This window comes from Streptomyces sp. NPDC054834 (assembly GCF_053611185.1).
The window spans coordinates 82057-95738 of record NZ_JBSGZV010000007.1; the positions used below are offsets into that span (position 1 = coordinate 82057).

Annotated in this window: 13 protein-coding genes, 1 tRNA gene and 1 pseudogene; 13 read left to right on the forward strand and 2 right to left on the reverse strand. The window is 72.8% G+C overall.

The window, feature by feature from the left end; genetic code table 11:
* The first annotated feature begins 54 nt into the window (after window positions 1-54).
* The 7 genes and pseudogenes from ACWGJM_RS12190 to ACWGJM_RS12220 all read left to right on the forward strand — a co-directional run bounded on the left by ACWGJM_RS12190 (window position 55) and on the right by ACWGJM_RS12220 (window position 7205).
* Window positions 55-948: an FAD binding domain-containing protein gene (locus tag ACWGJM_RS12190; RefSeq protein ID WP_453411572.1), complete on the forward strand. Its 894-nt coding sequence runs from the start codon at window positions 55-57 to the stop codon at window positions 946-948.
* Window positions 945-2456, forward strand: coding sequence for a 2Fe-2S iron-sulfur cluster-binding protein (locus ACWGJM_RS12195; protein WP_453411573.1), 1512 nt, complete (start codon window positions 945-947; stop codon window positions 2454-2456). Before ACWGJM_RS12190 ends, ACWGJM_RS12195 begins: the two co-directional genes overlap by 4 nt.
* The gene (locus tag ACWGJM_RS12200; protein ID WP_453411574.1) at window positions 2453-4762 is read left to right on the forward strand and encodes a xanthine dehydrogenase family protein molybdopterin-binding subunit; all 2310 of its coding nucleotides are present in this window, start codon (window positions 2453-2455) and stop codon (window positions 4760-4762) included. Before ACWGJM_RS12195 ends, ACWGJM_RS12200 begins: the two co-directional genes overlap by 4 nt.
* Window positions 4759-4890 (forward strand): hypothetical protein, encoded by a 132-nt coding sequence (locus ACWGJM_RS12205; protein WP_453411575.1) that lies wholly within the window; start codon window positions 4759-4761, stop codon window positions 4888-4890. Before ACWGJM_RS12200 ends, ACWGJM_RS12205 begins: the two co-directional genes overlap by 4 nt.
* 33 nt (window positions 4891-4923) lie before the next feature.
* A pseudogene (locus tag ACWGJM_RS12210) lies at window positions 4924-5489 on the forward strand (AAA family ATPase).
* Window positions 5490-5607: 118 nt separating this feature from the next.
* The gene (locus ACWGJM_RS12215) at window positions 5608-6759 is read left to right on the forward strand and encodes an SUKH-4 family immunity protein (protein ID WP_453411576.1); all 1152 of its coding nucleotides are present in this window, start codon (window positions 5608-5610) and stop codon (window positions 6757-6759) included.
* Between the two features lie 209 nt (window positions 6760-6968).
* Window positions 6969-7205, forward strand: coding sequence for a hypothetical protein (locus ACWGJM_RS12220; protein WP_453411577.1), 237 nt, complete (start codon window positions 6969-6971; stop codon window positions 7203-7205).
* A gap of 15 nt (window positions 7206-7220) precedes the next feature.
* Here ACWGJM_RS12220 and ACWGJM_RS12225 read toward each other — a convergent pair.
* Window positions 7221-7292, reverse strand: a tRNA-Cys gene (locus ACWGJM_RS12225).
* A 144-nt stretch (window positions 7293-7436) separates the two neighbouring features.
* Here ACWGJM_RS12225 and ACWGJM_RS12230 point away from each other — a divergent pair.
* The 6 genes from ACWGJM_RS12230 (at window position 7437) to ACWGJM_RS12255 (ending at window position 13456) form a co-directional block, all read left to right on the forward strand.
* Window positions 7437-8882 carry an MFS transporter gene (locus ACWGJM_RS12230; RefSeq protein ID WP_453411578.1) on the forward strand — a complete coding sequence of 482 codons (1446 nt, stop codon included), beginning with the start codon at window positions 7437-7439 and terminating at the stop codon, window positions 8880-8882.
* 52 nt (window positions 8883-8934) lie between these two features.
* Window positions 8935-9135: a hypothetical protein gene (locus ACWGJM_RS12235; RefSeq protein ID WP_453411579.1), complete on the forward strand. Its 201-nt coding sequence runs from the start codon at window positions 8935-8937 to the stop codon at window positions 9133-9135.
* The gene (locus ACWGJM_RS12240; RefSeq protein WP_453411580.1) at window positions 9132-9506 is read left to right on the forward strand and encodes a type II toxin-antitoxin system death-on-curing family toxin; all 375 of its coding nucleotides are present in this window, start codon (window positions 9132-9134) and stop codon (window positions 9504-9506) included. Before ACWGJM_RS12235 ends, ACWGJM_RS12240 begins: the two co-directional genes overlap by 4 nt.
* A gap of 115 nt (window positions 9507-9621) precedes the next feature.
* Window positions 9622-11415, forward strand: a complete 1794-nt coding sequence (locus tag ACWGJM_RS12245; RefSeq protein WP_453411581.1) for a DEAD/DEAH box helicase — start codon at window positions 9622-9624, stop codon at window positions 11413-11415.
* 311 nt (window positions 11416-11726) lie between these two features.
* Window positions 11727-12368, forward strand: a complete 642-nt coding sequence (locus tag ACWGJM_RS12250) for an IclR family transcriptional regulator (RefSeq protein WP_453411582.1) — start codon at window positions 11727-11729, stop codon at window positions 12366-12368.
* Window positions 12369-12664: 296 nt separating this feature from the next.
* The gene (locus ACWGJM_RS12255; protein ID WP_453411583.1) at window positions 12665-13456 is read left to right on the forward strand and encodes a S16 family serine protease; all 792 of its coding nucleotides are present in this window, start codon (window positions 12665-12667) and stop codon (window positions 13454-13456) included.
* On the opposite strand, the gene ACWGJM_RS12260 is transcribed toward ACWGJM_RS12255, so the two are convergent.
* Window positions 13453-13635: a hypothetical protein gene (locus ACWGJM_RS12260; protein ID WP_453411584.1), complete on the reverse strand. Its 183-nt coding sequence runs from the start codon at window positions 13633-13635 to the stop codon at window positions 13453-13455. The two genes, ACWGJM_RS12255 and ACWGJM_RS12260, sit on opposite strands and share 4 nt — an antisense overlap.
* Window positions 13636-13682 lie beyond the last annotated feature (47 nt).

The following is a 13682-nucleotide window of genomic DNA, read 5'->3' on the forward strand; positions in this document are numbered from 1 at the left end:
ACCGTACGGCAACACAGGTGGGACCAGGTGGGGCAGCGGGAAGGGGCAGCCGGTTTGACCACGCACGCACCTCAGGCGGCGCAGGCCGTCACGCTGCCCACGACACTGGACGAGGCCGTGGCGGCGCTCACCGCCATGCCCACCGCCGTGCCGGTGGCGGGCGGCACCGATCTGATGGCCGCCGTCAACTCCGGACAGCTCAGGCCCGCCGCCCTGGTGGGGCTCGGCCGGATCAGTGAGATCCGCGGCTGGCAGTACCTGGACGGCCACGCACTGCTCGGCGCCGGCCTCACGCACGCCCGCATGGGCCGCCCCGACTTCGCGGCCCTCATCCCGGCGCTCGCCGCCGCCGCGCGCGCCGCGGGCCCGCCGCACATCCGCAACGCGGGCACCCTGGGCGGCAACATCGCCTCGGCCGCGCCCACCGGCGACGCGCTGCCGGTCCTGGCCGCCCTGGAGGCGACGCTGATCATCGCGGGCCAGGGCGGGGCCCGCCGGGAGATCCCGGTGTCGCACCTGCTGGCCGGGGTCGACATGCTGCGCGGCGGTGAACTCATCGGCTACGTGCGCGTGCCGCTGCTGCACGCCCCGCAGGTCTTCCTGAAGGCCACCGGGCGGACCGGTCCCGGCCGTGCGATCGCCTCCGTGGCGCTGGTCCTCGACCCGGCCCGGCGCGGAGTGCGGTGCGCGGTGGGCGCCATAGCGCCGATGCCGCTGCGGCCCCTGGAGGCCGAGCAGTGGGTCGCCCAGCTCATCGACTGGGACAACGACCGCGCGATCGTCCCGGAGGCGCTGAACGCCTTCGGCGAGTACGTCGCCGCGGCCTGCATCCCGGACCCGGCGCCGGAACAGGACGGCTCCGTACCGCCGCTTCCGCCCGCGGTACTGCACCTGCGGCGCACCGTCGCCGCGCTGGCCCGACGAGCACTGGGGAGGGCGCTGTCGTGACCGACGACCAGCACGGAGAGGGCACGTCCCAGGGTGGTGGACGCTGGGACCCGCTGCCCCAGGGCGACTACGACGACGGGGCCACCGCCTTCGTGAAGCTCCCCGAGGGCGGCATCGACGCCCTCCTGGCCGCGCCCGGTCACGGCTATGTGCCGCCGCAGATAACGGTGGCCCCCGGTGTGGACCCCGGCGCCGACCCGGCGGCCGGCGGCACCTGGGCGGTGCCGGACGCCGGCGCCCGGTGGCCCGACCCGAACGCCGGACCGCAGGGCGGGAACACCGGGGCGGACGACCGGTTCTCGTACAACCCCCCCACCACGCAGCAGTGGACCTTCGACGGGCCCGCGCCCGCCGGGTCGGCCCCCGGGCGCGATGTGACCGGGGAGTGGTCCATCCCCGTCGCGGGGGGCGACCTTCCGGACGAATCGGGCGAGTTCACCACGTCCTCCCTGGTCGAGCAGTGGGGCAGCGCCCCACCGGCCACACTCCCGGGCGGAGCCCCCGCGCCCTGGGCGACGGAGACGGCGGGCCAGCCCTGGGGGCGGCAGCAGGAGCCGGACAGCGAACAGCCGGCCGGGCAGCCCGCCCACGAGGGCTTCCGGCCCGGCACGCCGTACGCCGGACCGCCGGCCGGGCAGGCGCCGGAGACCGAAGCCGCCGAGCCCGCCGGGGCGCCCCCACAGGCACAGGAGGCCGCAGAGGCCCCTGAGGGGTTCGCTGAGCCCCCCGCGGCCCCCGGGACGGACGTGGAGACCGCGCCCGAGCCGGAGGCTGCCGAAGAGGCCGCCACGGGCGATGACGCCGCGACCCCGCCCGACGCCGCGCAGGCAGCCGAGGAGGAGCCGCCCCCGCCCCTCGCGCACGACGAACACCCCCTCGCCTCCTACGTCCTGCGCGTCAACGGCGCCGACCGCCCCGTCACCGACGCCTGGATCGGCGAGTCGCTGCTGTACGTGCTGCGCGAGCGGCTCGGGCTCGCCGGGGCCAAGGACGGCTGCTCGCAGGGCGAGTGCGGGGCCTGCAACGTCCAGGTCGACGGACGGCTCGTCGCCTCCTGCCTGGTGCCCGCCGCCACCGCCGCCGGCAGCGAGGTGCGCACCGTCGAGGGCCTGGCGGCCGACGGCCGGCCCTCCGACGTACAGCGGGCGCTCGCCAACTGCGGTGCGGTGCAGTGCGGTTTCTGCGTCCCCGGCATGGCGATGACCGTGCACGACCTGCTGGAGGGCAACCCGGCCCCGACCGACCTGGAGGCGCGTCAGGCGCTGTGCGGCAACCTGTGCCGCTGCTCCGGCTACCGGGGCGTCCTGGACGCCGTCCAGGAGGTCGTCGCCGAGCGCGAGGGGCACGCCGCCGCCGATACCGACGCGGACACGGACGGCGTACGCATTCCGCACCAGGCGGGCCCGGGAGCCGGCGGCGTCAACGCGTCGGCCTTCGACTCACCGGGGACCTTCGGCAGTCCCGTACCGCACGACCAGCACTACGGCCAGGACGGAGGCCAGGCGTGAGCAACGAAGCCGCCACCGCGACCACCGCCGCGGAGCCCGCCCCCGACACCGAACCGCTGCCGCACGGCCTCGGCGCCTCCCTGCCCGCCGCCGACGCCCGCGCCAAGACCGAGGGCACCTTCCCGTACGCGGCCGACCTGTGGGCCGAGGGCCTGCTCTGGGCGGCCGTACTGCGCTCCCCGCACGCGCACGCGCGCATCGTGTCGATCGACATCTCCCACGCGCGCGAGATGCCCGGCGTACGGGCCGTCGTCACCCACGAGGATGTCCCCGGCACCCCGCGCCACGGCCGGGGCACCCCCGACCGCCCGGTGTTCGCCTCCGAGCTCGTACGCCACCACGGCGAGCCCATCGCTGCCGTCGCCGCCGACCACCCGGACACCGCGCGGATGGCCGCGGCGGCCGTCATCGTCGAGTACGAGGTGCTCGACCCGGTGACCGACCCGGAGCAGGCCTTCGAAGCCGAAGCGCTGCACCCCGACGGCAACCTGATCCGGCACATCCCGCTGCGCCACGGCGACCCGGACGCGCAGGGCGAGGTCGTCGTCGAGGGCCTGTACCGCATCGGCCGTCAGGACCCCGCCCCCATCGGCGCGGAGGCCGGCCTCGCCGTGCCCCGCCCCGACGGCGGGGTGGAGCTCTACCTCGCCTCCACCGACCCGCACAGCGACCGCAACACGGCCGCTGCCGTCTTCGGTCTGACCCCCGAGCGGGTGAAGATCGTCGTCACCGGCGTCCCCGGCGCCACCGCCGACCGCGAGGACCAGGGCTTCCAGCTTCCGCTCGGCCTGCTCGCCCTCAAGACCGGCTGCCCGGTGAAGCTCACGGCGACCCGCGAGGAGTCCTTCCTCGGTCACACCCACCGCCACCCCACCCTGCTCCGGTACCGGCACCACGCCGACGCCGAGGGCCAGCTGGTCAAGGTCGAGGCGCAGATCCTCCTCGACGCGGGCGCGTACGCCGACGCCTCCGCCGAGGCCCTGGCCGCCGCCGTCTCCTTCGCCTGCGGCCCGTACGTCGTGCCGAACGCCTTCATCGAGGGCTGGGCCGTCCGCACCAACAACCCGCCCTCCGGCCACGTGCGCGGCGAGGGCGCCATGCAGGTGTGCGCCGCCTACGAGGCGCAGATGGACAAGCTCGCCAAGAAGCTCGCACTGGACCCGGCGGAACTGCGCCTGCGCAACGCGCTCGCGACCGGTGACGTCCTCCCGATCGGCCAGACGGTGACCTGCCCGGCCCCCGTCGCCGAACTCCTCCAGGCGGTACGCGACTTCCCGCTCCCCGCGCTGCCCAAGGACACGCCCGAGCACGAGTGGCTGCTGCCCGGCGGCCCCGAGGGTGCGGGCGAACCGGGCGCGGTGCGCCGGGGGGTCGGCTACGGGCTGGGCATGGTGCACATGCTCGGCGCGGAGGGCGCCGACGAGGTCTCCACGGCGACGGTGAAGGTCCACGACGGCATCGCCACGGTCCTGTGCGCGGCCGTGGAGACGGGTCAGGGCTTCACGACCCTGGCCCGGCAGATCGTCCAGGAGACCCTCGGCATCGACGAGGTGCACGTGGCACCCGTCGACACCGACCAGCCCCCGGCCGGGCCGAGCTGCCACGGACGGCACACCTGGGTGTCGGGCGGCGCGGTGGAACGGGCGGCGAAGATGGTCCGCACCCAACTGCTGCAACCCCTGGCACACAAGTTCGGCATGTCCACCGAGCTGCTCCAGATCACCGACGGCAAGATCACCTCGTACGACGGTGTGCTGTCCACCACCGTCACCGAGGCGATGGACGGCAAGGAACTCTGGGCGACGGCCCAGTGCCGTCCGCACCCCACCGAACCGCTGGACGCCGCCGGCCAGGGCGACGCCTTCGTGGGCCTGGCCTTCTGCGCGATCCGCGCGGTGGTGGACGTCGACATCGAACTCGGCTCGGTACGGGTCGTGGAGCTGGCCGTCGCCCAGGACGTCGGCCAGGTGCTCAACCCGGCGCAGCTCGCCGCACGTATCGAGGCCGGGGTCACCCAGGGCGTCGGCATCGCGCTCACCGAGAACCTCCGCAGCCCGCGCGGCCTGATCCGGCACCCCGACCTCACCGGGTACGCGCTGCCCACGGCCCTGGACGTCCCCGACATCCAGATCGTCAAACTGGTCGAGGAACGCGACGTGGTCGCCCCCTTCGGCGCCAAGGCGGTCAGCGCGGTACCGGTGGTCACCTCCCCGGCGGCCATCGCCTCCGCCGTCCGCGCGGCGACCGGCCGCCCGGTCAACCGCCTCCCGATCCGCCCCCAGGCCGCGGTGGTGACCGGCCAGTGAGCGAGCAGGAACCCCAGGAGCAGCCGCGCTACGAACCACCGCCCGCGGTCGGCAAGTTGCTGCTGTGGATCCTGCTGTTCGTGGTGGCGGCGGTCGTGGTGGTGCTGGGCGGGATCTACTTCACCTGATGCGTGGGGCCGCCTGATGCACAGGGTCGTCTGATGCACGGGGTCGTCGTGGTCACCGGCGTGATGGCGTCGGGGAAGTCGACCGTCGCCCAGGCACTGGCGATGGGGGTCCCCCCACGCCCTTGAGGCAGTGGGGGAGGCTGCCGCGGGCGGCGCACGTGCGCGGGGACGTCTTCCGCCGGATGATCGTGTCGGGCCGGGAGGAGTACGTCCCCGGATCCGCCGCCGGCAGCGAGGCCGAGACCCAGCTCCGTCTGCGCCGACGCCTCTCGGCGGCGACCGCGGACGCGTACGCGGCGGCCGGGTTCACGGCGGTCGTACAGGACGTACTGCTCGGCGCGGCCCTCACCGAGTACGTCGAACTGGTCCGCGCCCGCCCGCTGTACGTGGTCGTGCTCACCCCGGCGCCCGAGGTGGTGGCGGCGCGGGAGGCCGGACGGCCGAAGACCGGGTACGGCGCGTGGACGGTGGCGCAGCTGGACGTGGGGCTGCGGGCGCAAACCCCCCGCACGGGACTGTGGCTGGACACCTCGGAGCTGACGGTGACCGAGACGGTGGACGCGATTCTCGCGGGGGCGGAACGGGCCCGGGTCGCCTGACGTCCTTTTCCCGGGGCGCGTTGTCAGTGGGGCGGCGTAGTGTCCTGAGCAGTGGGGGACGGCTGCTCAGGCCGCTCCGACGGGACGTACCAGGTACGACTGAAATCGCGGGGGAGCGATGAGCACGACCGACGCCGGTGTCGCGGCGATCACCCTGACCGAGGACGACCTCGGTCCGTACGTCACCCACGCGCCGACGCGCCACTGGCTGACCGGCCCCGGACTGCCCGCCGGCAGCGGCCTGTTGACGTTCGAGCCGTTGCGCACGGAGGGGCTGCGCACGCTGGCGGAGGCGACCGACGGTCCGGCGGAGAACCTGCGGGACCGGCTGGTGATAGGCGCACTGCTCAACCCCGCGGGCATGGACCCGGAATCCCTCCTCCTCGACGGCGGCACGGGCGAGATCACGACCACGTACCTCTTCGACGCGATGGACAGCCGCCCGTTCGCGCCCTCGCTCGAGGCGCTCGTGCGGTTCGCCTCCGTCACCGAGGAACTGGCCGGTCTGCGCGGCGAGTTCGCCGCCTACGCGGGCCGCTACGGCACCAAGGCGGCCACCGAGGCGTCCCGCCGCCTCCTCGCCCTCTTCGAGGAGGGCACGGACGGCGAGATCCCGCCGTACTGGAAGGCCGCCGCGCTGATCCGCCCCCTCGCCCTGGTCGCGGGCCCCGGCACGGACTCCGGCCTCGCCCTGGACCTCCCCGGCCGGCTGCTGGACCAGGAGTTCGGCCAGGGCCGGGTGGCCCGCTTCGAGGAGGTCGACTTTCCCGTCACGCTCACCCACGAGCCGACGCGGCGCTTCCTGCGCGAGACCGGCCTGCCCGAGGACGCGGTCCTCTTCCACCTGGACACCGACGTCCCCCTCCTCACGCTGACCGAGTACTTCACCTCGGAACGCGCCGACGACTACCCCCTGGAGTACCTCCCCGCCCACGCCGACCGCCTCATACGCCTCGGCCACCTCGTCGAGGACAACAGCCTGGTGGTCGACGGCACGACGGGCGCGGTCCTGAACTTCAGCGAGCCCGAGGCGACCCTGTACCCGCTGAACACGGACGTCTCCACCCTCGCCTTCGCCCTCTGGCTCCTGCACCACGAGCGGACCATCGACGACCACCTGAACCACGAACTGACCACCGAGGCCTACGACCAGCTGGCCGCGGCCATGATCCAGACCCTGGCATCCGTAGACCCCACCGGCACCACGACCGACGCCGACTGGCACTACTGGACAGAACTCTTCCAGGACGAGGCGGGCGGCGTGCTCTGACATACGCTGCCCGTGATTGAACACGTGATTGAACACGTGATGGAACAGGGGGCCGGAATCGAAGAAGACATCGGTTGCGCGGCGTGACGAGCAGGAGGAGCCTGGAGTTACGGCGCCTCAAGCAAGTACTCTCCAGAAAAGAGAGCGTTGCCATGAATCGGAATACTTGGCGGCGAATACCCAAATCCGGGGGCATGTTCTGTGCGGTAGTGGCGCTCGCCTTCTCGGCGGCTTACCCCGCGGCTGGTGCGGCTCCCACGGTTTCGCAGGCCCGTCATCATGCCACCGCGCAGCTGCCCCAGAACTGGTGCGATCGTCACCCCAACCGTTGCGGTAACAATAACCGCTACAACGACAACACCCGCAATAACAACGGTCAGACGTGCTACATCCGTGAAACGATCGACATCAACGGAAACTACGTCAAGACCACAATTTGCCGGTGAATCAGGTGCGTGAAGAGGCCGTGGCGGGAATCGAACCCACGTAACTCGCTTTGCAGGCGAGTCCCTAAACCACTCGGGCACACGGCCGTGTTCGTGAAATGAATGTACGGTCGCCCGGGGGGCGGTTCAAGGGAATCGCCGGGGCTGCAACAGGACTGCCACACGCCGTTCATGAGGGCGGGCGACTTCGGACAGGGGTCAAACCAGGCTGCGCACCTTACGCTGGCGACCATGGCTGCCCTTGAACGACGCGACACCGGAGTCGCTGACGCCCCTGCCGACGGCCCGGAGGACACGGTCCTCGGGCGGGCCTACCGTGCGCTGAGCATCGGCATCGTGTCGGTCGTGCTGCTGATCGCCTTCGAGGCGACCGCGGTGGGTACGGCGATGCCGGTCGCCGCGCGGGAGTTGGGCGGGGTGTCGCTGTACGCGTTCGCGTTCTCGGGGTACTTCACGACGAGTCTCTTCGGGATGGTGCTCTCCGGGCAGTGGTCCGACCGTCGGGGGCCGGTGGGCGCGCTGACCACCGGGATCGGGACTTTCGCGGCCGGGCTGGTGGTGGCCGGGACCGCCGGGACGATGTGGGTGTTCATCGTGGGGCGGGCCGTCCAGGGGCTCGGCGGTGGGCTCGTGATCGTGGCGTTGTACGTCGTCGTGGGCCGGGCCTATCCCGAGCGGCTGCGAGCGGCGATCATGGCGGCGTTCGCGGCGAGCTGGGTCGTGCCGTCGGTCGTGGGCCCCTTGGCGGCGGGTGCGGTGACCGAGCACCTCGGCTGGCGGTGGGTGTTCCTCGGCATCCCGGTGCTGGTCGTCTTCCCTCTGGGGCTCGCGCTGCCGCAGATACGGCGGCGGGCCGGAGGGCCCGTCGAGGCGCGAGCGGTCGCCGCGTTCGACCGGCGGCGCATCCGGCTCGCGCTCGGGATCTCCCTCGGCGCGGGGCTGCTTCAGTACGCCGCGCAGGACCTGCGGTGGATCTCCGCGCTGCCCGGTGCCGCCGGCGCCGCGCTGCTCGTACCCGCCGTGCTCGGACTGCTGCCGCCCGGCACCTACCGGGCGGCGCGCGGGCTGCCGTCGGTCGTGCTGTTGCGCGGGGTCGCCGCCGGCTCCTTCATCGCCGCCGACTCCTTCGTACCGCTGATGCTGGTCACCCAGCGGGGGCTGTCGCCGACACTGGCCGGCCTCTCGCTCGCGGCGGGCGGGGCGACGTGGGCGCTCGCCTCCTGGGTGCAGTCACGGGCGCGCGTGGAGCCGTACCGGGAGCGGCTGATGACCGTCGGGATGGTGCTGGTGGCGGCCGCCGTCGCCACCGCGCCGAGCGTGCTGGTCCACTCCGTGCCCGCCTGGACGGTGGCCGTCGCCTGGGCCTTCGGCTGCTTCGGCATGGGGCTGGTCATCTCGTCCACCAGCGTGCTCCTGCTCCAGCTCTCCGCCCCGGAGGAGGCCGGCGCCAACTCGGCCGCCCTCCAGATCTCCGACGCCCTCGCCAACGTCGTCCTGCTCGCGGCGGCGGGCGCGGCCTTCGCGGCGCTGGGAGGCGGCAGCACGGCGACCACCACGGCGGCGGAAGCCACGACCGCCTCCGGCACCCACCCGGCGGCCTTCGCCGCGGTGTTCCTGCCGATGGCCGGGGTGGCGCTGGTGGGGGCCTGGGTGACGACGCGCTTGCGGGAACGCTGAGCCGCCGGAATCCGGTCGCCGAGCCGTGGCCCCGCCCCCTACTCTGCTCCGCATGCACCAGCTGACCGTCTCCCTGGACCCCGCCACCCAGCAGGCCCTCGACGACCTCGCGGACGCGCAGGACCGCCCCTCGGAAGAGGTGGTGCTGGAGGCCGTGCACAGGTATCTCCGCGAGGAGACCCTGGCCGTGCGGGCCATCGCGGAGCGGCTGGCCGGGGCGCACGCCGACCTGTTGAGGAGGCTGGGCGAGTGACCCGTCACCTGACCGTCGCCGACGTCACCGCCCTCGCCGAGGTCGCCTTCGGCGGCCGGGCGCCCGAGGCACGCGAGCCGGGCCTGCTCGCATCGGCGGTGCACCGGCCGCGCGCCCGTATGTTCGGTACGGCGGCCTACGACGACCTGTACGAACAGGCGGCCGCACTGCTCCACGCCCTCGCCGCGAACCACCCGCTCGTGGACGGCAACAAGCGCACCGCCTGGCTCGCCACCGCCACCTTCCTCGCCCTCAACGGCGTCGATCTCGCCGCCGTCGACCAGGACACGGCGTACGACCTGGTCATCGACGTGGCCTCGGGAAAGGAGAGTGACGTCGCCGTGATCGCCGGGCGACTCCGCGTGCTGTGACGTGGATCCCACCCATCCCGACCCGCCCTCGTCCGCGCATGGGCACCGCCGGCCCGCCGGTAGGGTGGCCCGGTTGTCATACCCAGCCGAGCCGCCCGACCCCCGCACGGAGACCGTGACTACCACCGCCGCCTCGCCCTCGCACCACCTCTCACCCGCCTTCCCAGGCCGCGCCCCATGGGGCACCGCCAGCAAGCTGCGTGCCTGGCAGCAGGGGGCCATGGAGAAGTACATCCAGGATCAGCCGCGTGACTTCCTCGCCGTCGCCACGCCGGGTGCCGGCAAGACGACCTTCGCGCTGACGCTCGCCTCCTGGCTGCTGCACCATCACGTCGTGCAGCAGGTGACCGTGGTCGCGCCGACCGAGCACCTGAAGAAGCAGTGGGCGGAGGCGGCCGCGCGGGTGGGCATCAAGCTCGACCCCGAGTACAGCGCGGGGCCCTTGGGGAAGGACTACCAGGGCGTCGCGGTGACGTACGCGGGTGTCGGTGTGCGGCCGATGCTGCACCGCAACCGGGTCGAGCAGCGCAAGACGCTCGTCATCCTCGACGAGATCCACCACGCCGGTGACTCCAAGTCCTGGGGCGAGGCGTGCCTGGAGGCGTTCGAGCCGGCCACCCGGCGGCTCGCGCTCACCGGTACGCCGTTCCGGTCCGACACCAACCCCATCCCCTTCGTGACGTACGAGGAGGGGCAGGACGGGATCCGGCGGTCCGCCGCCGACTACACGTACGGGTACGGCAACGCGCTCGCCGACCACGTCGTCCGCCCCGTCATCTTCCTTTCCTACAGCGGCAACATGCGCTGGCGCACGAAGGCCGGTGACGAGGTCGCCGCCCGGCTCGGCGAGCCGATGACCAAGGACGCCGTCAGCCAGGCCTGGCGCACCGCGCTCGACCCGCGCGGTGACTGGATGCCCGCCGTGCTGCGCGCCGCCGACCAGCGGCTGACCGAGGTCAGGAAGGCCATCCCGGACGCGGGTGCCCTCGTCATCGCCTCCGACCAGGACTCTGCGCGCGCGTACGCCAAGCTGATCCGGGAGATCACCGGCAACAAGGCCACGCTCGTGCTGTCCGACGACGCCGGTGCCTCGAAGCGGATCGACGACTTCAGCGGGAACGAGGACCGCTGGATGGTGGCCGTCCGCATGGTGTCCGAGGGCGTCGACGTGCCCCGGCTCGCGGTCGGCGTGTACGCCACCACCATCTCCACCCCGCTCTTCTTCGCCCAGGCCGTCGGGCGTTTCGTACGGTCCCGGCGGCGCGGCGAGACCGCGTCCGTCTTCCTGCCGACCGTCCCCGACCTGCTCACCTTCGCCAACGAGATGGAGGTCGAGCGCGACCACGCCCTCGACAAGCCGAAGAAGGAGGGCGAGGAGGACCCGTACGCCGAGTCCGAGAAGGAGATGGACGAGGCGAACAAGGAGCAGGACGAGGACACCGGCGAGCAGGACATGCTGCCCTTCGAGGCGCTGGAGTCCGACGCCGTCTTCGACCGGGTGCTGTACGACGGCGCCGAGTTCGGCATGCAGGCCCACCCGGGGAGCGAGGAGGAGCAGGACTACCTCGGCATCCCGGGGCTCCTCGAACCCGACCAGGTGCAGATGCTGCTCCAGAAGCGGCAGGCCCGGCAGATCGCGCACAGCCGCAAGAAGCCGGACGAGGAGGCCGACCTGCTGGAGCTCCCCGCGGAGCGGCGGCCGGTGGTCTCGCACAAGGAGATGATGGAGCTGCGCAAGCAGCTCAACACCATGGTCAGCGCGTACGTGCACCAGAGTGGCAAGCCGCACGGGGTGATCCACACCGAGCTGCGGCGCGTGTGCGGCGGCCCGCCGAGCGCCGAGGCGACGGCCGGTCAGCTGCGGCAGCGGATCGCCAAGGTGCAGGAGTGGGCGACGCGGATGAAGTGACGCCGCCCCGGTTTTCGGGGGGCGTGCGGCGCCCCGCGGCGCGCTGTACGTATCCGGACGAAGGTCGCAGGTCATGCCGGGCGGTGCCCGGATTCTGGACGAAGGCTTCCGCTCAGCGAACCGGCTTCGCTACTGTCCCGCTACGCACACGCCCCGTGGCAGCGCCGCCGCGGAGCGCAGCCGTGAAGCGACTGGGCCCGGAGCCGCCGGGCCGTCCTGCCGATCGGCGGCCTCTGACGCGTCGCTGACGGGACTCGGCGACGCATCCGCCGCGCAGGGGTTGCCGACCTCACCACTAAGGAGTGGGCGTCGTGACCGCGGAGACCTCTCAGACGCTCGACCGGGGGCTACGTGTCCTCAAGCTGCTGGCCGACACGGACCATGGGCTGACCGTCACCGAGCTTTCCACCAGACTGGGCGTCAACCGGACCGTCGTGTACCGGTTGCTCGCCACGCTCGAGCAGCACGCGCTCGTACGCCGTGACCTGGGCGGGCGAGCCCGGGTCGGGCTCGGGGTGCTGCGGCTGGGGCGGCAGGTGCATCCGCTGGTACGGGAGGCCGCGCTGCCCGCGCTCCGGTCGCTGGCGGAGGACATAGGGGCGACCGCGCATCTGACGCTCGTGGACGGCAGCGAGGCGTTGGCCGTCGCGGTGGTCGAGCCGACGTGGACGGACTACCACGTGGCGTACCGGGCGGGGTTCCGGCATCCGCTGGACCGGGGAGCCGCCGGCAAGGCGATCCTCTCCGCGCGGCAGTCGCCGTCGGCGGAGCCGGGGTACACCCTGACGCACGGGGAGCTCGAGGCCGGGGCCAGCGGGGCCGCGGCTCCACTGCTCGGGGTCACGGGAGTCGAGGGCAGTGTCGGTGTGGTGATGCTCGCGGATGCCGTGCCGGAGCGAGTGGGGCCGCGGGTCGTCGACGCGGCGCGAGAGGTGGCGGAGGCGCTGCGCTGAGCTGTGCTGAGCTGTGCTGGGCTGCGCTGTGCTGTGCTCGGCGGGTGAGCTGGGCTCGGCTGGGTGAGCCGGCGGCCGGGGCCGGGTGCGGGGGTGGCTTCGCTTGACCTGCCTGGCCCTGGCGGCCCTGCCGGGCTTCGCCCTTGTCGCACCGCGCCCCTGCCGGGGGTCCTGCGCCGGTTCGCCCGGGAGCGACGGGACCTGTACGCGGTCTGACCCGGGCTGACCCGTCTGACGCGGTCTGACCCGGGCTGACCGGACCGTTGCCGGAAGTGGTCGTCCCGTAGATTGATCCTGTGCTCTCTCGTCTCACGCGCCTCCAGGCCGTCGCCGTCTGCGCCACGCCCGTCGTGGCCCTGATCGCCACCGTGGCCTTCGCTCCGCTGCCGTTCTCGGTGGCGCAGCCGGGGATGACGGCGAACGTGCTGGGCAAGAACAAGGGCACCGCCGTGATCACCGTCTCCGGCGCACCGACCCGCGCGACGAGCGGGCAGCTGCGGATGACGACGATCGTGGCGACCTCTCCGGACACGCGCGTGTCGCTGGGCGACGTGCTCGACAACTGGTTCCGCACGGACAGCGCGGTCATGCCGCACGACGCGGTCTACCCGAGCGGCGACACCGTCAAGGAGATCGAGAAGCACAACATCGAGCAGATGCAGCAGTCCCAGGACGCGGCGACCGAGGCGGCGCTGAAGTACCTGAACCTGAACAGCAAGGACGTCAAGGTCACCCTCAAGCTCGCCGATGTCGGCGGGCCCAGCGCGGGGCTGCTGTTCTCCCTGGGGATCATCGACAAACTGCACGGTGACGGCAGCGGCGGCGACCTGACGGGTGGCCGCACCATCGCCGGTACGGGCACGATCGACACCGACGGCAAGGTGGGCGCGGTCGGCGGCGTGGGCCTCAAGACGCAGGCCGCCCGGCGGGACGGGGCGACCGTCTTCCTGGTTCCCGAGGACGAGTGCGCCGACGCCAAGGGTGAGCTGCCGAAGGGGCTCAGGCTGGTTCCGGTGACCACGCTGAAGGGAGCGGTGAACTCCCTGGTGGCCCTGGAGAAGGGGAAGGGCTCCGTACCGAGCTGCTAAGCCATCGCCGGGGCCGGTTCGCGCGTGGCGGCGAGACGCAGACCGACCTCCACGAGGGTCCAGCCGAGCCGGGTGCGGAGTTCGCTCGGGCGCTTGGCCTGGGCGGCGAGGCGGTAGGCGTCGGCCTGGGTGCGGAGTTCGGCCATGTGCTGCTGGACGAGCTGGATGTGCGTGTGCATGGGGAAGCCTCCGGGTCGTCTCGGTCGGTTTCGCTCGGTCGGTTTCG